The organism is [Anoxybacillus] calidus, from assembly GCF_013760845.1.
GTDB classification, from domain to species: Bacteria; Bacillota; Bacilli; order Bacillales; family Anoxybacillaceae; genus Paranoxybacillus; species Paranoxybacillus calidus.
Genome location: NZ_JACDUU010000004.1, coordinates 113,683 through 132,710, shown reverse-complemented (window position 1 = coordinate 132,710; position 19,028 = coordinate 113,683). Strand labels below are relative to the sequence as shown.

General features: G+C 39.3%; 21 protein-coding genes and 3 other annotated features. Of the genes, 20 read left to right on the top strand and 1 reads right to left on the bottom strand.

The annotated features are described in order from the left end of the window. The first annotated feature begins 6 nt into the window (after positions 1 to 6). From mutM to HNQ85_RS09525, 18 genes are all read left to right on the top strand, one after another. Positions 7 to 831 (top strand): DNA-formamidopyrimidine glycosylase, encoded by an 825-nt coding sequence (gene mutM / locus HNQ85_RS09610; protein WP_181537534.1) that lies wholly within the window; start codon positions 7 to 9, stop codon positions 829 to 831. Positions 832 to 870: 39 nt separating this feature from the next. Then, on the top strand, positions 871 to 1,470 hold the full coding sequence (gene coaE / locus HNQ85_RS09605; RefSeq protein ID WP_181537533.1) for a dephospho-CoA kinase: 600 nt from the start codon (positions 871 to 873) through the stop codon (positions 1,468 to 1,470). A 124-nt stretch (positions 1,471 to 1,594) separates the two neighbouring features. Then, positions 1,595 to 2,623: a glyceraldehyde-3-phosphate dehydrogenase gene (locus HNQ85_RS09600; protein WP_181537532.1), complete on the top strand. Its 1,029-nt coding sequence runs from the start codon at positions 1,595 to 1,597 to the stop codon at positions 2,621 to 2,623. A gap of 364 nt (positions 2,624 to 2,987) precedes the next feature. Next, complete coding sequence (speD, locus tag HNQ85_RS09595) at positions 2,988 to 3,368, top strand: adenosylmethionine decarboxylase (protein WP_111644528.1); 381 nt, start codon at positions 2,988 to 2,990, stop codon at positions 3,366 to 3,368. Between the two features lie 241 nt (positions 3,369 to 3,609). Beyond that, on the top strand, positions 3,610 to 4,014 hold the full coding sequence (locus HNQ85_RS09590) for a cytosolic protein (protein ID WP_181537680.1): 405 nt from the start codon (positions 3,610 to 3,612) through the stop codon (positions 4,012 to 4,014). Between the two features lie 107 nt (positions 4,015 to 4,121). After that, positions 4,122 to 4,583: a transcriptional regulator NrdR gene (nrdR, locus tag HNQ85_RS09585; RefSeq protein ID WP_181537531.1), complete on the top strand. Its 462-nt coding sequence runs from the start codon at positions 4,122 to 4,124 to the stop codon at positions 4,581 to 4,583. 50 nt (positions 4,584 to 4,633) lie between these two features. Next, positions 4,634 to 6,046: a replication initiation and membrane attachment family protein gene (locus HNQ85_RS09580; RefSeq protein WP_181537530.1), complete on the top strand. Its 1,413-nt coding sequence runs from the start codon at positions 4,634 to 4,636 to the stop codon at positions 6,044 to 6,046. A gap of 27 nt (positions 6,047 to 6,073) precedes the next feature. Then, positions 6,074 to 7,027 carry a primosomal protein DnaI gene (gene dnaI / locus HNQ85_RS09575; protein WP_181537529.1) on the top strand — a complete coding sequence of 318 codons (954 nt, stop codon included), beginning with the start codon at positions 6,074 to 6,076 and terminating at the stop codon, positions 7,025 to 7,027. Between the two features lie 100 nt (positions 7,028 to 7,127). Then, positions 7,128 to 7,991 carry a putative sporulation protein YtxC gene (ytxC, locus tag HNQ85_RS09570; protein ID WP_181537528.1) on the top strand — a complete coding sequence of 288 codons (864 nt, stop codon included), beginning with the start codon at positions 7,128 to 7,130 and terminating at the stop codon, positions 7,989 to 7,991. 69 nt (positions 7,992 to 8,060) lie between these two features. Further along, positions 8,061 to 8,315, top strand: a binding site (T-box leader). A 46-nt stretch (positions 8,316 to 8,361) separates the two neighbouring features. Continuing rightward, entirely contained in the window at positions 8,362 to 10,293 is a 1,932-nt protein-coding gene (gene thrS, locus HNQ85_RS09565; RefSeq protein WP_181537527.1) for a threonine--tRNA ligase, read from the top strand. A 254-nt stretch (positions 10,294 to 10,547) separates the two neighbouring features. Continuing rightward, positions 10,548 to 10,684, top strand: a sequence feature (ribosomal protein L20 leader region). A 43-nt stretch (positions 10,685 to 10,727) separates the two neighbouring features. After that, positions 10,728 to 11,270 carry a translation initiation factor IF-3 gene (gene infC, locus HNQ85_RS09560; RefSeq protein ID WP_181537679.1) on the top strand — a complete coding sequence of 181 codons (543 nt, stop codon included), beginning with the start codon at positions 10,728 to 10,730 and terminating at the stop codon, positions 11,268 to 11,270. 21 nt (positions 11,271 to 11,291) lie between these two features. Continuing rightward, entirely contained in the window at positions 11,292 to 11,492 is a 201-nt protein-coding gene (gene rpmI, locus HNQ85_RS09555) for a 50S ribosomal protein L35 (RefSeq protein WP_111644535.1), read from the top strand. A gap of 32 nt (positions 11,493 to 11,524) precedes the next feature. Then, positions 11,525 to 11,884, top strand: a complete 360-nt coding sequence (rplT, locus tag HNQ85_RS09550; RefSeq protein WP_181537526.1) for a 50S ribosomal protein L20 — start codon at positions 11,525 to 11,527, stop codon at positions 11,882 to 11,884. Between the two features lie 59 nt (positions 11,885 to 11,943). Beyond that, positions 11,944 to 12,198: a DUF1294 domain-containing protein gene (locus tag HNQ85_RS09545; RefSeq protein ID WP_181537525.1), complete on the top strand. Its 255-nt coding sequence runs from the start codon at positions 11,944 to 11,946 to the stop codon at positions 12,196 to 12,198. Between the two features lie 14 nt (positions 12,199 to 12,212). Then, complete coding sequence (locus HNQ85_RS09540; RefSeq protein ID WP_181537524.1) at positions 12,213 to 12,704, top strand: dUTP diphosphatase; 492 nt, start codon at positions 12,213 to 12,215, stop codon at positions 12,702 to 12,704. A gap of 67 nt (positions 12,705 to 12,771) precedes the next feature. Next, the gene (locus HNQ85_RS09535) at positions 12,772 to 13,857 is read left to right on the top strand and encodes a M42 family metallopeptidase (RefSeq protein WP_181537523.1); all 1,086 of its coding nucleotides are present in this window, start codon (positions 12,772 to 12,774) and stop codon (positions 13,855 to 13,857) included. Positions 13,858 to 14,003: 146 nt separating this feature from the next. After that, positions 14,004 to 14,537 (top strand): signal peptidase I, encoded by a 534-nt coding sequence (gene lepB, locus HNQ85_RS09530; protein ID WP_343046504.1) that lies wholly within the window; start codon positions 14,004 to 14,006, stop codon positions 14,535 to 14,537. Between the two features lie 222 nt (positions 14,538 to 14,759). Continuing rightward, positions 14,760 to 15,530 (top strand): class I SAM-dependent methyltransferase, encoded by a 771-nt coding sequence (locus HNQ85_RS09525; RefSeq protein WP_181537522.1) that lies wholly within the window; start codon positions 14,760 to 14,762, stop codon positions 15,528 to 15,530. A 975-nt stretch (positions 15,531 to 16,505) separates the two neighbouring features. Here HNQ85_RS09525 and sspI read toward each other — a convergent pair. Then, the gene (sspI, locus tag HNQ85_RS09520; protein ID WP_181537521.1) at positions 16,506 to 16,715 is read right to left on the bottom strand and encodes a small acid-soluble spore protein SspI; all 210 of its coding nucleotides are present in this window, start codon (positions 16,713 to 16,715) and stop codon (positions 16,506 to 16,508) included. A gap of 96 nt (positions 16,716 to 16,811) precedes the next feature. Between sspI and HNQ85_RS09515 the strand changes: the two genes are divergently transcribed. Both HNQ85_RS09515 and pheS read left to right on the top strand, forming a co-directional pair. Beyond that, positions 16,812 to 17,567: a TrmH family RNA methyltransferase gene (locus HNQ85_RS09515; RefSeq protein WP_181537520.1), complete on the top strand. Its 756-nt coding sequence runs from the start codon at positions 16,812 to 16,814 to the stop codon at positions 17,565 to 17,567. 52 nt (positions 17,568 to 17,619) lie between these two features. Next, positions 17,620 to 17,944, top strand: a binding site (T-box leader). A gap of 42 nt (positions 17,945 to 17,986) precedes the next feature. Beyond that, a complete protein-coding gene (pheS, locus tag HNQ85_RS09510) occupies positions 17,987 to 19,021 on the top strand; it encodes a phenylalanine--tRNA ligase subunit alpha (RefSeq protein WP_181537519.1) in 1,035 nt (344 codons plus the stop codon). Positions 19,022 to 19,028: the final 7 nt, after the last annotated feature.

Below are 19,028 nucleotides of genomic sequence, written 5' to 3'. Positions count from 1 at the left end.
ATTACTATGCCTGAATTACCGGAAGTAGAAACAATCAAGCGGACACTCATTCAATTAGTAGCAGGAAAGGTAATTGAAGATGTTACTGTATGGTGGCCGAAAATAATAAAGAAACCTGATGAAGTAGAGCAGTTTATTGATGCTCTTAAAGGACAAACGATTCACGACATCGGCCGGCGCGGGAAGTTTTTGAAGTTTTTCTTAGATGATTATGTTCTCGTTTCCCATTTGCGCATGGAGGGACGCTATTCTGTTGTGAAAAGCGGAGAACCGATCGATAAACATACGCATGTCATTTTTCACTTTACCGACGGAACGGAGCTTCGTTATCGCGATGTTCGCAAATTTGGCACAATGCATTTATTTAAAAAGGGGGAAGAAGAGAAGGAGTTGCCGCTTTCTCAACTTGGCCCTGAGCCGTTCTCTGAACAATTTACAGCAGGGTTATTAATGGAAAAATTGCAAAAAACGAACCGTAAAATGAAAACAGTGCTTCTTGATCAGACGGTTGTTGTTGGGCTCGGAAATATTTATGTGGATGAGGTTCTGTTTCGCTCGGGGATTCACCCGGAAAGACCGGCAAATTCTCTGAAGCAAGAGGAAGTTCATGTACTTTACCAGGAAATTATTGCAACTTTAGAGGAAGCAGTGGAAAAAGGCGGCAGTACAGTAAGATCATATGTAAACTCCCAAGGACAAACTGGGATGTTTCAGCTCGAATTATTCGTGTACGGGCATAAAGGAGAGCCGTGTAAAAAATGCGGTCAGCCACTTCAAAAAATGGTTGTCGGTGGACGGGGCACCCATTATTGTAGCCATTGTCAAAAGTAAAACCAAATGGATTTCTCGAAATAAAAGGGGGAGAGCAAGATGGCGCTTATTATCGGTTTAACAGGTGGAATTGCCAGCGGAAAAAGCACGGTGGCAAGGATGTTACTTGAGCTGGGCATTCCTGTTATAGACGCAGATCAAATTGCCCGTGAGGTTGTTGAGATAGGTGAGGACGCATATTTGCAAATTGTTGAAAAGTTCGGTGAAGAAATTCTTCAGGCTGACAAAACGATTGATCGGGCGAAACTAGGTGCTATTGTTTTTAATGATGAGGAAAAAAGAAAATTGCTCAACAGCATCGTTCATCCGGCTGTTCGCCAAAAAATGCTTGAGCAAAAAGAACAATACGTAAAAAAAGGAGAAAAAAACATTGTTCTTGATATTCCATTATTATTCGAGAGCAACTTAACCTATCTCGTTGATAAAATTCTTGTTGTTTATGTTGATGGCCATATTCAGCTTGAACGATTAATGGAACGCAACTGTTTTTCAAAGGAAGAAGCGGAAGCGCGGATAAAGGCGCAATTGCCATTAAAGGAAAAAGCAGCAAAGGCGGATGCGGTTATCGATAACAATGGTACAATTGAACAAACAAAGGAGCAATTGTTAAATATTTTAAAACAATGGGATGTCCTCTAAAAATAGGACATCTTTTTTTGTTTTTTAATGTAATTTTTTCTCCACAAACTCGTTAAATATGTTATACTATTTCTAAAGATAACAAGTTATTAGTATAACATATATTTTGAGGGGAGACATAAGAATGAAAGTGAAAGTAGCGATTAATGGTTTTGGACGTATCGGAAGAATGGTATTCCGTAGCGCGATTGACGCAGAAAACTTTGAAATCGTTGCGATTAATGCGAGCTATCCGCCTGAAACGTTAGCTCATTTAATAAAATATGATTCTAACCACGGCAAATTTGATGGTGACGTGATTCCTATAGAAGATGGTCTTTTAGTAAACGGTAAGAAAGTGCAATTGTTAAGTTCACGTGATCCTAAGGAGCTTCCTTGGAAAGAGCTTGGTATTGACATTGTTATCGAGGCAACGGGAAAATTCAATTCAAAAGAAAAGGCAAGTCTTCACTTAGAGGCTGGAGCAAAACGCGTCATTTTAACAGCGCCGGGTAAAAATGAAGATATTACAATCGTTATGGGCGTAAACGAAGAAATGCTTGATATAGATCATCATTTTATTATTTCGAATGCTTCATGTACAACAAACTGCCTTGCTCCGGTTGTGAAAGTACTTGATGAAAAATTTGGTATTGAAAATGGCTTAATGACAACGGTTCATGCGTATACAAACGACCAAAAAAATATCGATAATCCGCATAAAGATTTGCGTCGTGCCCGTTCATGTGCCCAATCCATCATTCCGACAACAACAGGTGCAGCAAAAGCATTATCGCTTGTATTGCCGCATCTAAAAGGAAAATTACATGGAATGGCTCTCCGCGTTCCAACACCGAACGTATCATTAGTTGATTTAGTTGTTGACTTAAAACAAGATGTAACAATCGACGAAGTAAACCAAGCATTCATTGATGCCACAAACGGAGAATTAAAAGGAATTCTTGATTTTACAACAGAACCGCTTGTATCGATTGATTTTAACACAAATCCGCATTCTGCCATCGTTGACGGCCTATCTACAATGGTCATGGAAAACCGCAAAGTAAAAGTATTGGCATGGTATGATAACGAATGGGGCTATTCATGCCGTGTTGTTGACTTAACGAACTTAGTAGCAAGCAAAATGATGGAAAAATTACAGGTGAATGCTTAAGAAGTAGTCTCATAAGGGTCAGGCCTTACACATCATTTACAATAAATCCGATACGTGACTAAACAAGGTGTATGGATTTATTGTAGTTGTTGGGTCTGACCTTTTGTTTTTGAGACAGCTTTTTGGTTGAATCACTCCAACTAAAAAATCCGCTTATTAGCAAAAAAAATTAAAAAAGTGTGTTGCAAAAAAAATACAAACAAAGTATACTATGTCTCGTGAACTTCTTAAACGCACGGTAATGTGACTACTTAAAGGGTTAGGACCTCTTTGGACTAACTTTCCCCCGTGGTAGTTATACATGCCATTTTGCAAAAGAAATTCATGATTATTTTTTAAAAAATTTTAAAGGGGGATTATTCGAATGGATACAATGGGTCGTCACGTTATCTCTGAATTATGGGGATGCGAATTTGATAAGCTGAATGATATTGATTTTATTGAAAAAACGTTTGTTGATGCTGCATTAAAATCTGGAGCGGAAATTCGTGAAGTTGCTTTCCATAAATTCGCTCCGCAGGGGGTTAGTGGGGTAGTTATTATTTCTGAATCTCACTTAACTATTCATAGCTTCCCTGAACATGGCTATGCAAGCATCGACGTTTATACTTGCGGTGATTTAGATCCAAATATTGCTGCTGATTATATTGCTGAAGCATTAGGTGCACAAACTCGCGAAACAACTTTCATTACGCGAGGTATGAAACCAATTGAATTAAATCAAAAACAAGTAAAAGCTTTATAATAACTTCGACTAAAAAGAGGTGTAGATTCTGCACCTCTTTTTTATCATTTTTGTGTATGATGATGTTATGAGGAAATCCATTGAACGATTTATCCCGTTCTACCCGTCCGTAAGACTCCCAACTCTACAGGTGGGAGATAACGGACGCTAGAAGTGCGATAAGTTCAACTAACATCAGAGGGGGATGAAGAAAAACCCACTACTAATGAAGTTTCACTTTATTAAGGAGCTGGCATGGAAGGTGAGTATTTTTCAAAAGGTGAAAAATTGGCTTGCCGATCATTGCGAAACGCAAGAAAACCATCAAGATGAGCAGTTGCGAAGCCGCTATTATAAAACAACAGCAGTCAACGCCTTAAAGACAGTCAAAGAAATTGTCGAGAAATCACCTCATTTTGAACTTCTTTCTATTTCAGAGGAACGTGGTGAACTTAGTGTATCGGTTTCTAAAGGAAAGAAGGCATTTATGGTCATTACTGTGATTTCTGTTCGTCCGTTTGAAACGGCGATTGACTTTTCGGTAACAACGGAAACCAAATTTTTGCCATTTGATTTTGGATTTAGCCGCAATGTGATTTTAGATATGTATAAAAAACTTGATCAACATCTTACTTATATTGGCTCTGGAATCAACGCAGACATGTAAACTGCTGCTTTATCTATCTGTCAATCTCTTGTATACAGCCGATTGTTTCGATTATGATAAAGTTAGGCATAAGAGGAGTTAGTAAAAAACAAAACGGAGATGGTTATATGAAATGTCCATCATGTCAATATAACGGCACAAGGGTGTTGGATTCTCGGCCTGTTGACGAGGGGCGCTCTATTCGTCGCAGACGGGAGTGCGAACAATGTCATTTTCGTTTTACGACGTTTGAAAAAGTGGAAGAGATGCCGCTTATCGTTGTCAAGAAAGAAGGGACAAGAGAAGAGTTTCGACGCGATAAAATTTTGCGCGGCCTTATTAAAGCATGTGAAAAGCGCCCTGTCGCTTTAGAACAGCTTGAACAAATTACGCAAGAAATAGAAAAAGAATTGCGGAATCAAGGGGTGGCAGAAGTAAAGAGCGAAGCAATCGGCGAGATGGTGATGGAACGTTTATCAAAAGTAGATGAAGTGGCATATGTCCGCTTTGCTTCAGTGTACCGTCAGTTTAAAGACTTGAACGTTTTTATCGAAGAATTAAAAGAGCTAATCAAAAAAGAGCAACGTTAAAGAGCTACTTAGGCTCTTTTTTTATAAGCATATATTGAAAGGTCGATACTATGGAACACCATTGGAAAGAACTTATTCCTGTAGATCGCTACGTTGTACGGAGTAACAGTATCTTGCAGGACTTTGACCGAAAAGTTCTGACGTTATTGTATCAGCCTTTAATCGGCTGTCGGGCGTATAGTTTATATATGACATTATGGAGTGAATTAGAACAGCATCAGCTTTGGGGAGAGGAAACAACACATCATAGTTTAATGGCAATCATGCAGTGCAGCTTGAAAGAAATTTACCAGGAACGCTTGAAACTCGAAGGAATCGGCTTGTTAAAAACATATGTCAATCATGAACAAGACGAGCGAATGTTTATTTATGAACTGCAGGCACCGTTAACCCCAGAACAGTTTTTTACCGATGGGGTATTAAACATCTTTCTTTATAATCGAGTCGGAAAAAGCAAATTTAACAAGCTCAAGCAATTTTTCTCGACCTCAACCATTGATATGTCTAAATTTTCTTCCATTACCCGCTCCTTTAATGAGATTTTTTATTCTGTTCATCCTGAGCAAATGGTTGCAGCTGTCAATGATGAAACAAAAGAAGACTTAGTTTTAGCGGGCGGTTATGAATATGTCGGACGTAATGAAAAAACCGAATATGCCATTACAGATGATGTATTCGATTTTGATTTGTTTTTCGCTGGTCTTTCTGCCAATATGGTTCCGAAGCGGGCGATCAATGCAAAAGTAAAAGATGCAATTAAAAAGCTCGCTTTTTTATATGGAATTGGACCGCTTGAGATGCAAAAACTTGTCATTAGCGTTATTGACCCTTATGAACATATTGATATAGATGCTTTAAGAAAGGCAGCGCGTGAGTGGTATCAGTTTGAACATGGAGAATCATTGCCACACTTAAGCACGCGTGTCCAGCCGCTGCCATATCGAACAATGACAGATATTGAACCGAAAACAAAAGAAGAACAGTTAATCAAACAGCTAGAAACGATTTCACCGCGCCAGCTGCTCATGGATATTTCAGGCGGTGCAGAGCCATCGTTAAGCGATTTGCAAATTATTGAAGATGTGATGTTTCATCAAAAGCTGCTGCCTGGGGTTGTGAACGTGCTGATTTACTATGTCATGCTGCGTACTGATATGAAGCTTTCTAAGGCATATGTGGAGAAAATTGCAAGCCATTGGGCGCGAAAAAAGATTCGCACGGTGAAAGAAGCGATGGAATTAGCCAAACGCGAAGCAAGGGAATATCAAAAATGGGCGAGCGAAAAAGAAAAAGCACAAAAGGGGCGCAAAAAAGTTATTCGGAAAGAACTGTTGCCAGATTGGCTCAATATGGACTACAGTCAAAAAGAAAGCGAAAGCAAGGAAGAAGTGCATGATTTAGAGGCAAAACGACGAGAATTAGAAGAAAAGTTAAAAAAATATCGTGATGATCACAAGGAGTAAGCCAATGTCAGTTAGGATGTGAGAACGATGCAACCAATCAATGAAACATTGAGCAAGCTAATCAATCGTGAGGACTTTAAAAAACGGTACGAACAACTAAAAAAAGAAGTGCTGTCTCATCCGGAAGTTCGCTCATTTTTGCAGCAACATCCACACTCTATTACGGAAGAAATGGTAGACCGCAGTTTAATGAGATTATATGAGTTTATTGGACAAAGCAAAAACTGTAAGCAATGTCCAAGCCTTGACCAATGCAAAAACATTTTAAAAGGGTATCATCCTCATCTTGTCATTCAAGGAACGATGATCGATATTCAATATGAGCGATGTCCATCGAAAGTAAAACATGATGAGCGAAAAAAACAAGAGTCTTTGATTCAAAGTATTTTTGTGCCACGGGAAATTTTAAATGCGTCATTTTCTGATATTGAGTTAGTCGAAAATGGAAAAACCAATGAATCACGAGTGAAAGCGATTGAATTGGCAGAAAAATTTGTTTCGGAATATGAGCCAAAGAAAAAAATGAAAGGTCTATATTTGTACGGATCATTCGGTGTAGGGAAGACGTATATTCTTGGAGCCATTGCGAATGCACTTGCGAAGAAAAATGTGCCATCGCTTCTTGTATATGTCCCAGAGTTCTTCAGGGAGCTAAAAAGCTCTCTCCAAGATCAAACGATTAACGAAAAACTTGATTATGTAAAAAAAGTGCCGGTTTTAATGTTGGATGATATCGGTGCTGAATCGATGTCGAGCTGGCTACGTGACGATATTCTCGGACCGATTCTTCAATATCGTATGCTGGAAAACTTACCAACGTTTTTTACGTCTAACTTCGACTTTCAGCGACTTGCGCATCATTTTACTTACTCACAGCGCGGAGAAGAAGAGCAAGTAAAAGCTGCACGAATTATGGAACGAATCCAATATTTAGCCCAACCGGTTGAAATTAAAGGAAGAAATCGCCGGACTGAAATCTAAAGCCGCTTCATCGTTACCCATAAGGCGGCTTTTTTATTCTAAAAATCCGTGTCCTCCCATATATATAAGAACAAGTATTCACAATAAAGGGGGGACAACCTTGATTGAAATTTATTTCGAACAAACAACCGATGCAGCAAAACTATTTGCAGTTTTAAAAGTATATAAAAACGAACAATCCCTTTGCTTTGCATATGATGGGGACAAGCGAATTACAATTCATATAGATAAAAAAGCAGTCGAAATGATTCAAACTATTGTCATTCCAGCAATGACAAAGTTTATGATTCGCTTTATTGAAGACCGTTTGCTTTTATCAATCATTTCTAATGATTTTCACTATAAGAATGTCGAAGAACAGCAACAAATTTTACAGTTGGCTCATTCATTTATTGATGGAGAGCGGTATGATTATCGAAATGGAAAGCAGCAGGTTGAATCGAGAGAAACTTTCATTAAACAGGCCCTGACGGAATTTTTAAGCGAGCATATTTCTTTTTCGTTTGAATCATTTGTATATTTTCGACTAAAGAAATATAAAGAACGATTGCTGCATTACGTTGAACTGGCAATTGATGAATACAAGCTGGAACAGGAATATCAAAGTTTTATTCAAACATTGCGTGACTGTTTAGTATCCAGGCCACCAAAATTGAGCACCATTCATTTATTGCATAAAGAGTCCACATTTACTTTTTACGATGAGTATTTTTGTGAAATTTCTGCAAAAGAGTTAAGAAAGTTGATTGATCGCACGCTAATTGTTAATCAACCGATGTATATTGACTCATCGGTGTTAGCTCCGCTTGTATCTATTGCACCGAAAACCATTTATTTATATACTGGGAACTCAGACGATGGAATGGTTCAAACGATTCAAAATATTTTTCAAGAACGATTAAAGCTTTGTGATATTGATTTTTTTCTCCAGAGTAAACAAGCTTATTGCAAAAAGATTCGATAGCAGTACTTGATTTTCGGCGTTAATCACTCTATAATTACGTACATAAGTTTCCGAAAAAATGAAATAACGAAAAAAGTTATGATGAGGACATGGGTGTATTTTTACGGTTTCCAGAGAGGGAAGGCTTAGGCTGCAACCTTCCTAACACGAAAAATGCACTTACCACCTCTAAACTTCAGCAGTGAACAATGGGACGTTTCCATTAAGTAATTGCTGACGGTCAGCACCGTTATATTATTTGAGCCATCGTTTCAAGGGGAGAAGTGTCTTTTCCTATGAGCGATGGGAAAAAGGGTGGAACCACGAAACCAACTCGTCCCTTGTTTAGGGACGAGTTTTTTTATTTTAGATCAAAAAGGAGTGAAAAGAAATGTCAGAGGCAGTAAAAATTACATTCCCTGATGGTGCAGTAAAGGAGTTTCCTAAGGGAATCACAACGGAGGACATTGCTGCATCGATCAGCCCTGGTTTAAAGAAAAAGGCTATTGCCGGAAAATTAAACGATAAATTCATTGATTTGCGCACACCAATTTATGAGGACGGGGCTATCTCCATCATTACGCAAGACATGCCGGAAGCGTTGGAAATTTTGCGGCACAGTACAGCGCATCTTATGGCACAAGCGATTAAACGGCTTTACAAAAATGTAAAGCTCGGCGTTGGTCCTGTTATTGAAAATGGATTCTACTATGACATTGATATGGAAGAATCGTTAACACCAGAAGACCTTCCAAAGATTGAAAAAGAAATGCAGAAAATCGTCAAAGAAAATTTAGAAATTGTCCGCAAAGAAGTAAGCCGCAAGGAAGCGATTCGCCGTTACGAGGAAATCGGGGATCACTTAAAATTGGAGTTAATTAACGATATTCCAGAGGGGGAAGTAATCTCTATTTATGAACAAGGCGAATTTTTCGATCTTTGCCGCGGTGTGCATGTACCGTCAACAGGAAAAATTAAAGAGTTTAAACTGTTAAATATTGCGGGAGCTTATTGGCGCGGCGACAGCAAAAACAAAATGTTGCAGCGCATTTACGGTACAGCGTTTTTCAAAAAAGAAGATTTAGAAGAGCATCTTCGCTTGTTGCAGGAAGCAAAAGAGCGAGATCATCGCAAATTAGGAAAAGAGTTGGAGTTGTTCACAACTTCCCAAAAAGTAGGACAAGGCTTACCGCTTTGGCTACCAAAAGGGGCAACAATCCGCCGCACTATTGAAAGATACATTGTTGATAAAGAGCTTGCTCTAGGATATCAACATGTATATACTCCAGTTCTCGGAAGTGTGGAGCTATATAAAACTTCCGGCCACTGGGATCATTATAAAGACGGAATGTTCCCGCCGATGGAGATGGACAATGAACAGCTTGTGCTGCGTCCGATGAACTGTCCGCATCATATGATGATTTATAAACATAAAATTCATAGCTACCGTGAACTGCCAATTCGCATTGCTGAACTCGGAACAATGCACCGTTATGAAATGTCAGGAGCGCTTACTGGGCTTCAGCGCGTGCGCGGTATGACACTCAATGATGCGCATATTTTCGTCCGCCCGGATCAAATTAAAGACGAGTTTAAACGCGTCGTGAACTTAATCATGGAAGTTTACAAAGATTTTGGATTAAACGATTACTCGTTCCGCCTTTCTTATCGCGACCCGCACGATAAAGAAAAATATTATGATGATGATGCGATGTGGGAAAAGGCGCAAAGCATGCTGAAGGAAGCGATGGACGAATTAGGTCTTGAATATTATGAAGCAGAAGGCGAAGCAGCGTTCTACGGTCCAAAATTAGACGTGCAAGTGCGCACAGCGCTTGGAAAAGACGAAACATTATCAACGGTTCAGCTTGACTTCTTATTGCCAGAACGCTTTGATTTAACATACATTGGCGAGGACGGCAAACCGCATCGCCCAGTTGTGATTCACCGCGGTGTCGTTTCGACAATGGAACGCTTCGTTGCTTTCTTAATTGAAGAGTATAAAGGCGCGTTCCCAACTTGGCTTGCTCCTGTTCAAGTGCAAGTCATTCCAGTTTCGCCGGCGGTTCATGCTGATTACGCTTACGTGGTGAAAGAGCAGCTGCAGGCCGAAGGATTCCGTGTGGAAGTGGACGAGCGCGACGAGAAAATCGGCTACAAAATCCGCGAAGCGCAAATGCAAAAAATTCCTTACATGCTTGTTGTTGGCGATAACGAAGTGAAGGACAACTCTGTCAATGTGCGTAAATACGGAGAACAGAAGAGCGAAACTGTCGCATTGAACGATTTTATCGCTGCGTTGAAAGCAGAAATACATCGTTAAGCGATAGCAAGTGTCTGACCTCACGCAAAAATCACAGTATATCATGCACTAAACAAATCATGATGTACAATCGATTGTCATTGTGAGGTCGACACTTTCTTTCAACGATTTTTTATCTAAATAAAAAATTTTTGTTGCCATAATGTAAAATATTTATTATAATAATAAACGTTGTGTTTTGAATATCCAAAATTAGCCTTGACATGTTATTTTGACAATGATATATTATCTAAGGTGAAAGAAATACTTGTTTGTTGTATAAGCAGAAGCACCCCGCTTCTCACCTGTTTGACGCTTCACTTGCTGTTGACAGGTTTTTTACGATTGAATTGCGTATAATCAGGATCGTAATAAGTGTGGGTGTCGTATGCACTCACACTTTTTTTATTCCAAAACCTGTAACGCAAGGGTGCAGACCGACAAACAAGCGTTTCGTGAAAAAACCTTGGAGGTGGCTAGTTATTAGCAAAGATTTTATTATTAATGAAAACATCCGTGCCCGTGAAGTTCGTTTGATTGACCCGAACGGTGAGCAGCTTGGCATTAAGACGAAGCAAGAAGCGTTAGAAATTGCGGCGAGACTGAATCTTGATTTAGTGATGGTTGCTCCGAATGCCAAACCGCCTGTATGCCGCATTATGGATTACGGCAAATTCCGTTTCGAGCAACAAAAGAAAGAAAAAGAAGCCCGCAAAAAACAAAAAGTGATTAACGTCAAAGAAGTGCGTTTAAGCCCGACAATTGAGGAGCATGACTTTAACACGAAGCTCCGCAATGCGCGTAAATTCCTTGAAAAAGGTGATAAAGTTAAAGCGACAATCCGCTTTAAAGGGCGCGCTATTACGCATAAAGAAATCGGTCAGCGCGTATTAGATCGCTTCTCAGAAGCATGTGCCGATATTAGTACGGTTGAATCTGCGCCGAAAATGGACGGACGCAGCATGTTCTTAGTTCTAGCACCGAAAAATGAGAAATAACGTAACAAGGAGGAACACCCTATGCCAAAAATGAAAACTCACAAAGGCTCTGCAAAGCGTTTCAAAAAGACTGGTACTGGTAAATTAAAACGTTCACACGCTTTCACTAGCCACTTATTCGCGAACAAAACTCAAAAACAAAAACGTAAACTTCGTAAAGCGACACTTGTATCTTCAGGTGACTTCAAACGCATTCGTCAATTATTAGACAACTTGAAATAATTCGGAAAACTAGATTTTAGGAGGGAACTCACATGCCACGTGTAAAAGGCGGAACAGTAACACGCAGACGTCGTAAAAAAGTTCTTAAATTAGCAAAAGGTTATTTCGGTTCTAAGCATCGTTTATATAAAGTTGCAAACCAACAAGTAATGAAATCTTTAATGTATGCTTACCGTGACCGTCGTCAGAAAAAACGCGACTTCCGTAAGCTTTGGATTACTCGTATCAACGCGGCAGCTCGTATGAACGGTCTTTCTTACAGCCGCTTAATGCACGGCTTAAAATTAGCTGGTGTTGAAGTAAACCGCAAAATGCTTGCTGATTTAGCAGTAAACGATGCAGCAGCATTCGAGCAACTTGCAAACATTGCAAAAGAACAACTAAGCAAGTAATGTTAAAATGATGACCATTCTCTTTTGAGGGAATGGTCATTTATTATATGGAGGAAATCATGTTTGAACTATACGTTATAATCGTTAATATGTTAGGATTTTTTGTGATGGCAGTCGACAAGCAAAAAGCGAAAAAAGGAAAATGGCGCATCGCTGAAAGCACGATTTGGCTCGTTGCGCTGCTTGGTGGTGCTATCGGTGCGATGTTAGGAATGCAACTGTTTCGCCATAAAACAAAGCATCGCTTATTCCGTTATGGATTGCCATTTCTTGCATTGTTTGACATTGTCGTTTACCTAATATTTTATCAGTAATGGGGGAGATCAACGTGGATTTACAGAGACTTTATTCCATGCAGAAAATGCTTGATGAACGCATTGAAACACAACACGGTTTACAAGATGAAAACTTAGTCGAGAAAAAGATGCTGGCACTTTTTGTTGAAATTGGAGAACTTGCCAACGAAACGCGCTGCTTTAAGTTTTGGAGCTTAAAACCTCCTGCGCCGCTTGAAAAAGTGCTGGAAGAATATGTGGATGGCTTGCATTTTATTCTATCTTTAGGAATTGAATTAAATTTTGGTGACGATGTGGATAAAATGAAGAAAGAAACGGAAAACTATTCACTTGTGGAGCAATTTTTACGTGTCTTTCAAGCGGTAAACGAGTTTCAACAAACAAAGTCACTGGAAGCGTATAAGCATTTATTCACGAATTATTTGCAGCTCGGGGAACATTTAGGCTTCACGAATGAACAAATCGAACAAGCGTATATCAAAAAAAATGAAGTGAACCATGAGCGTCAAAATCAGAATTATTAACAAATTTTGTATTTTATGAGTGTTTTCTGTATAATGGGTGTGGAGTACGTAAGAAAGGGGTTCGAACATGACAAAATTAGATGAAACGTTAACGATGCTAAAAGAGTTAACCGACGCCAAAGGCGTGCCAGGCAACGAAAGAGAAGCACGTGAGGTAATGAAAAAATACATAACACCTTATGCTGATGAAGTCACGACAGATGGTCTTGGCAGTTTAGTTGCGAAAAAGACTGGAAAAGCAGATGGTCCGAAAATTATGGTTGCCGGCCATTTAGATGAAGTCGGTTTTATGGTGACGCAAATTGATGAAAAAGGATTTATCCGCTTCCAACCACTTGGCGGCTGGTGGGGGCAAGTCATGCTTGCTCAGCGCGTGACAATTATGACAAAGAAAGGCGACATCACAGGTGTCATTGGTTCCAAGCCACCGCATATTTTACCGCCAGAAGCGCGCAAAAAGCCGGTTGAAATTAAAGATATGTTTATTGATATTGGTGCATCAAGCCGTGAAGAAGCAATGGAATGGGGAGTTCGTCCAGGAGATTCCATCGTTCCATACTTTGAATTTACGGTAATGAATAATGAAAAAATGTTGCTTGCGAAAGCATGGGATAACCGCATTGGCTGTGCGATTGCGATTGACGTGTTAAAGCAATTAAAAGATGTCGAACATCCAAACGTTGTGTACGGTGTCGGTACAGTTCAAGAAGAAGTCGGCTTGCGCGGCGCGAAAACATCGGCAAATTTCATCCAGCCAGATATTGCGTTTGCGGTGGATGTGGGCGTTGCCGGAGATACGCCAGGCGTTTCCGAAAAAGATGCCATGGGCAAGCTTGGTGCTGGACCACATATCGTCTTATACGATGCAACGCTTGTGTCTCATAAAGGCCTGCGTGAATTTGTCATTGACGTAGCGGAAGAATTAAACATTCCTTATCACTTTGACGCAATGCCAGGCGGTGGCACAGACGCCGGAGCGATTCATATGACCGCAAGCGGGGTACCTGCGTTAACAATCACCATTCCAACGCGCTACATTCATTCACATGCGGCCATGCTTCACCGTGACGACTACGAAAACACAGTGAAACTTCTTGTTGAAGTGATTAAACGTCTAGATGCGGAAAAAGTGAAAGAGATTACGTTTGATTAACAAAAAAGCCGGCAGATGAGTGCCGGTTTTTTTGTAATTATATGCAAAAAAGTTTATTTATGTAAAATAATTATTTAAAATGAAAGTCATGGGGAAAACTTATTTATAGAAGGGATGAAAGATACGTGTCTAAAATGTAAAAAGAGATTTTATCATGGGGAAAATCAATCGTTTTTGCAATCTTTATAGCATTAGTGGTGAGAAATTTATTTTTTGCTCCTTATGTGGTAAAAGGAGAATCGATGCTTCCTAATCTGCAAAATGACAATCGGCTAATCGTCAGCAAGCTCAATAAATTCGATGGCTATCATCGATTCGACATCGTTGTATTCAATGCCCCTGACTCTTCAGAAAAATATATTAAAAGAATCATAGGATTACCGGGAGATACGATTGAAATGAAAGACGATACATTATACATTAACGGCAAAGCTTATAACGAACCGTATCTAAAAGAGCTGAAAGACAAAAAAGTGGAGGGCACTCTTCTTACAGGGGATTTTACTTTGAACGAGATTGCCGGTAAAAAAGTAATTCCGGAAGGTTATGTCTTTGTGTTAGGCGACAACCGCCTAATGAGTAAAGATAGCCGGCATTTTGGACTGCTGCCGATGAAAGATATTGTCGGGAAGGCTGTATTTCGTATATGGCCGATTGATCAAGCGGGATTAGTTCAATAATAAAAGCTAATATAGAGATTCTAAAAATAAAAACACAATGAAGCTTCTTGTTGAAGCTACTAAGCGTTCAGACGCGGAAAAAGCGAACAGGACTTGGTTTAATTAATAATAAAAAAGCTGGCAAATAAATGTCGGCTTTTTTATGTTGTATTATTAATTTTTGTTATTATTGATACAATATGTTAAATATTTGCGATATTTTATTAAAGGGGAGAGGAAAATATGGTTTCTTTTAATGTATGGAATCCGGATTTATATGACGAAAAATTATCTTTCGTATCCGGTTTAGGAAAAGGACTTATCGAGCTACTCCATCCAAAAAAGGGAGAGAAAATTCTTGATTTAGGCTGTGGTACAGGAGATCTCACTTATGAAATTGCAAAGTCGGGTGCTACGGTTGTAGGAATGGATTTATCGCCTGAAATGATTGAAAAGGCTCGCGAAAAATATGAAAACATTCAATTTGTCGTCGAAAATGGAGAGTCATTTAGAACAAATGAAAAGTATGATGCCGTTTTTTCAAACGCCGCTCTGCATTGGATGAAGAATGCGGAAAAAGTGGTTGAGTCTGTAGCACTTGCTTTACGTCCCAAAGGAAGATTTGTTGCTGAGTTTGGCGGAAAAGGAAATGTAGAAATGATTGTTAAGGCAGTTGAAGCAGTTTTATTACAAAACTACGGAATGAATGCAGTGGAAAGGAATCCTTGGTATTTTCCAAGTATAGGGGAGTATAGCAGTTTACTTGAAAAATACGGATTTCGTGTTCTTTATGCAAGCCATTTTGACCGCCCCACTCCATTAGTTGATCAAGAACAAGGGTTAAACCACTGGTTAGACAGTTTTTCCGGTGACTTTTTTGTAGGGATTGATCCATCTGAAAAGCTATTACTTTACGAACAAATTAAAGATAGACTAAGACCGTACTTATTTAAAGATGGGACATGGATTGCTGATTACAAACGCATTCGAATTGTGGCTATGAAAGAGGGATAATCAGGTTTTACTAAGAATGTTTGATTGTTAAACATGATTTTTTAGGAGAGATGTTTAATAATTAAGACAAAAAGTAGAGAAAAAATTGTTTCATTTATTTTTTGGGGAGTTATTTGGGGGGTATCGTTTATTTTTACGAGCTATGTTGTTAACAGTGCGTATCCTTCTCTTAAACTGTCATCGCTTTATTCTTGTCTATATTCTTTTGTACTATTGGAGTTTATATTGCTACAAGGAAGCTTTTATTGGTTTTTAAAGTGGAAATATCTAAAAGATAGAAACACGTCTGCCATTCCTGCTAAATATCTTTATACATTTAAAATTTTAAAGAGAGTAAATATCTTTCTATTATTTATTACACCTTTTCTATTCATTTATGATTTGTTCATTCAAGATTTCCCGCTTCCATTATGCGGATTGGCGATAGGAATGTTCATTTATTTCTTTCTTTCTTTCTTCTCTGTAATTGAGTATGTTAATTACTATCATATTAGGCTTTCATACAGCCATTTCAACGAGATTATATCTCTTAAAAAAACGAAAGCAATCCATTCTGTCAAAGGACTTAAAGACAATCGAATGAAATATGATTCGTGCTCGAAAATTTATAACCAATCACTCTAATTCGGTTTATGGTTCAAAATGGCTATAGTCGAGAATGTAGAAGTATCATTTATGGCAGGTTGTTCTTTTCTTTATCCGGAAAGTGTTGCTGATTTAGCGATTGAAAACTACTTAGAATCCTATCATATTGTATATTTTTACTTGGTTTTATCATTGTCTCAATTGTTTGCAGGTTTGTTTTCTTTAGCACATTATAAAAAATACATAAACGAATATCTATTGTCTTTAAATATCTTCTTGTCATGGTGTTTTCTCAAACAAAAGGGGCTGATAATATATAGGACATAACAAACACTATATGTGAAGTCAGCCCCTATTTTGTTTTCTTATCAGTTGTCGAAGGTTTTAGTGTTATTGTTTTACTGCTTGTTCGAGAGTTGTTAACATCATGTCTTTTTGCTGCTCAGTGGAGTTATTCCAAATTGCTTCAAAAAGAACTCCTAAGCCCGGAAGCATTTTTTCCTCGCCGCGTTGAATCGCATCGACAATCGTATCTTCTAATTGTTCTTTTGTGTTGTTTGCCACATTGTGCATAATCGCATGACGTAAATTTAAATCCATCTTTTTCACCTCGTTATTATGTATTACACGTTTATTTTTTGCTGTCATTTCGTTTATTATGTATAAAGAAATGTTTAAAGCAAAGGAGAATTCGATTTGAAACGAATTGAATCAACAAAAAATCCACAAGTCAAACAGTGGAAAAAGTTATTAACCAAAAAAGAACGGGAAAAAACCGGTTTGTTTATCATTGAAGGGTTTCATTTAGTCGAGGAAGCGGTAAAAAGCGGTGTTCACATTGTGGAAATCATTTTAGAGGAGAAAAAAGAAGTTCCACCAAGTTGGAAGGTGGATCATATTCCCATTACGTTAGTGACAGAAGAAATTATGAAAGCAATCAGCGATACGGAAACACCGCAAGGAATCGCGGCTGTGTGCAAACAATTCACATATGAACCAATCGACTGGGGAACAGCGAATGTGCTGCTTATTGACGCTGTGCAAGACCCAGGAAATGTCGGGACAATGATTCGTACCGCCGATGCGGCTGGGATAGATGCCGTCATTCTTGGGGAAGGATGTGTAGATTTGTACAATCCAAAAGTCATTCGCGCTACACAAGGCTCGCTGTTCCACCTTCCGATTATTCGTGGAAATCTCCGTGAATGGATACAAACATTAAAAGAGCAGAAAGTCCATATTTACGGCACATCTTTAGAAAACGGAGAGGATTATAAACAAGTGGAGCCAAAAGAACCGTTTGCCCTTCTTGTCGGAAACGAAGGCAGCGGTGTCAACAAAGATTTGCTTCAGCTGACCACGAAAAATTTATACATTCCGATTTATGGCAAATCCGAATCATTAAATGTTGCCGTTGCCGCGGGAATTTTGCTTTATTATTTGCACGGATAGAGGTTGCAACCCGTCCTTTGTTTGCCTATAATATAAAAATAGTTAAATAAGGAAAACAACGATGATAGAGAAGAGTAGCTTGCCGCTCGCCATCCAGGGAGAAAACGCCGTAGACTGGGAGCGTTTTTATGGTAGAAGCAAGTGAATTCACCTCTGGAGTTGACACTTGGACCATTCTACAGGAGTAGAATGTAAAGGTGTTCCGGTTTACGCCGTTATCGCAATGAAGTGAACAGCGCTGTTTCAATTTTGGCTGCTTTGCAAGCTTTGTTTCTTTTCGATTGCCTGTAAGCGGATAAAGCTCACAACTGGAAAAGCAGCATTAAGATAGCGGCGCTGTTAATAAGGGTGGTACCGCGATTTCACTCGTCCCTTGTTTGAGGGGCGAGTTTTTTATTTGGAAAAAGGAGGAGTAGCACATGAAAGAACGATTACAACAACTTCAACAAGAAGCGCTTGAGAAAATTGCTCAAGCAAGCGATTTAAAAGCGCTTAATGATGTTCGTGTCGCTTATCTTGGCAAAAAAGGTCCGATTACGGAAGTGCTTCGTGGCATGGGCGCTTTATCGCCGGAAGAACGACCAATCATGGGAGCGCTTGCCAACGAGGTGCGTGCAGCCATTCAGTCTGCGCTAGAGGAAAAACAAGCGAAACTTGAACAAGAAGAAATCGAGAAAAAATTAGCTTCCGAGGCGATTGATGTAACGCTTCCGGGACGTCCAGTTCGACTTGGCAATCATCATCCATTAACAAGAGTCATTGAAGAAATCGAAGACTTATTTATTGGCATGGGCTATACGATTGCCGAAGGTCCAGAAGTCGAAAAAGACTACTACAACTTTGAAGCATTAAACTTACCAAAAGGTCATCCAGCACGCGATATGCAAGATTCTTTCTACATCACCGAAGAAATTTTGCTTCGTACGCATACGTCACCAGTGCAAGCGCGCACAATGGAAAAACATCAAGGCCGTGGTCCGGTGAAAATCATCTGTCCAGGAAAAGTATATCGCCGTGATAATGACGATGCGACACACTCTCATCAATTTACACAAATTGAAGGGCTTGTTGTCGATGAAAACATTCGCATGAGCGACCTGAAAGGAACGCTTCAAGCGTTTGCGAAAAAAATGTTCGGCGAAGACCGAGAAATTCGTTTCCGTCCTAGCTTCTTCCCATTCACAGAACCGTCTGTAGAAGTGGATGTATCATGTTTTAACTGCGGAGGTCATGGCTGTAACGTATGTAAAGGAACAGGTTGGATTGAAATTTTAGGTGCAGGTATGGTTCATCCGAATGTTCTTGAAATGGCGGGCTTTGATTCGAAAAAATATACAGGTTTTGCCTTCGGTATGGGACCTGAACGAATTGCGATGTTGAAATACGGCATTGATGATATCCGTCATTTCTATCAAAACGACCTTCGTTTCTTACAACAATTCAATCGCGCGTAAAGGGAGG

What these genes read in the sequence shown, in the direction of transcription:
- coaE (WP_181537533.1), top strand. Translation starts at nt 871, where the DNA reads ATGGCGCTTATTATCGGTTTAACAGGTGGAATTGCCAGCGGAAAAAGC.
- pheS (WP_181537519.1), top strand. Translation starts at nt 17,987, where the DNA reads ATGAAAGAACGATTACAACAACTTCAACAAGAAGCGCTTGAGAAAATT.
- sspI (WP_181537521.1), bottom strand. Translation starts at nt 16,715, where the DNA reads ATGGATTTAAATTTACGTCATGCGATTATGCACAATGTGGCAAACAAC.
- dnaI (WP_181537529.1), top strand. Translation starts at nt 6,074, where the DNA reads ATGCAACCAATCAATGAAACATTGAGCAAGCTAATCAATCGTGAGGAC.
- rplT (WP_181537526.1), top strand. Translation starts at nt 11,525, where the DNA reads ATGCCACGTGTAAAAGGCGGAACAGTAACACGCAGACGTCGTAAAAAA.
- mutM (WP_181537534.1), top strand. Translation starts at nt 7, where the DNA reads ATGCCTGAATTACCGGAAGTAGAAACAATCAAGCGGACACTCATTCAA.
- HNQ85_RS09600 (WP_181537532.1), top strand. Translation starts at nt 1,595, where the DNA reads ATGAAAGTGAAAGTAGCGATTAATGGTTTTGGACGTATCGGAAGAATG.
- rpmI (WP_111644535.1), top strand. Translation starts at nt 11,292, where the DNA reads ATGCCAAAAATGAAAACTCACAAAGGCTCTGCAAAGCGTTTCAAAAAG.
- HNQ85_RS09535 (WP_181537523.1), top strand. Translation starts at nt 12,772, where the DNA reads ATGACAAAATTAGATGAAACGTTAACGATGCTAAAAGAGTTAACCGAC.
- HNQ85_RS09545 (WP_181537525.1), top strand. Translation starts at nt 11,944, where the DNA reads ATGTTTGAACTATACGTTATAATCGTTAATATGTTAGGATTTTTTGTG.
- nrdR (WP_181537531.1), top strand. Translation starts at nt 4,122, where the DNA reads ATGAAATGTCCATCATGTCAATATAACGGCACAAGGGTGTTGGATTCT.
- HNQ85_RS09580 (WP_181537530.1), top strand. Translation starts at nt 4,634, where the DNA reads ATGGAACACCATTGGAAAGAACTTATTCCTGTAGATCGCTACGTTGTA.
- speD (WP_111644528.1), top strand. Translation starts at nt 2,988, where the DNA reads ATGGATACAATGGGTCGTCACGTTATCTCTGAATTATGGGGATGCGAA.
- HNQ85_RS09525 (WP_181537522.1), top strand. Translation starts at nt 14,760, where the DNA reads ATGGTTTCTTTTAATGTATGGAATCCGGATTTATATGACGAAAAATTA.
- thrS (WP_181537527.1), top strand. Translation starts at nt 8,362, where the DNA reads ATGTCAGAGGCAGTAAAAATTACATTCCCTGATGGTGCAGTAAAGGAG.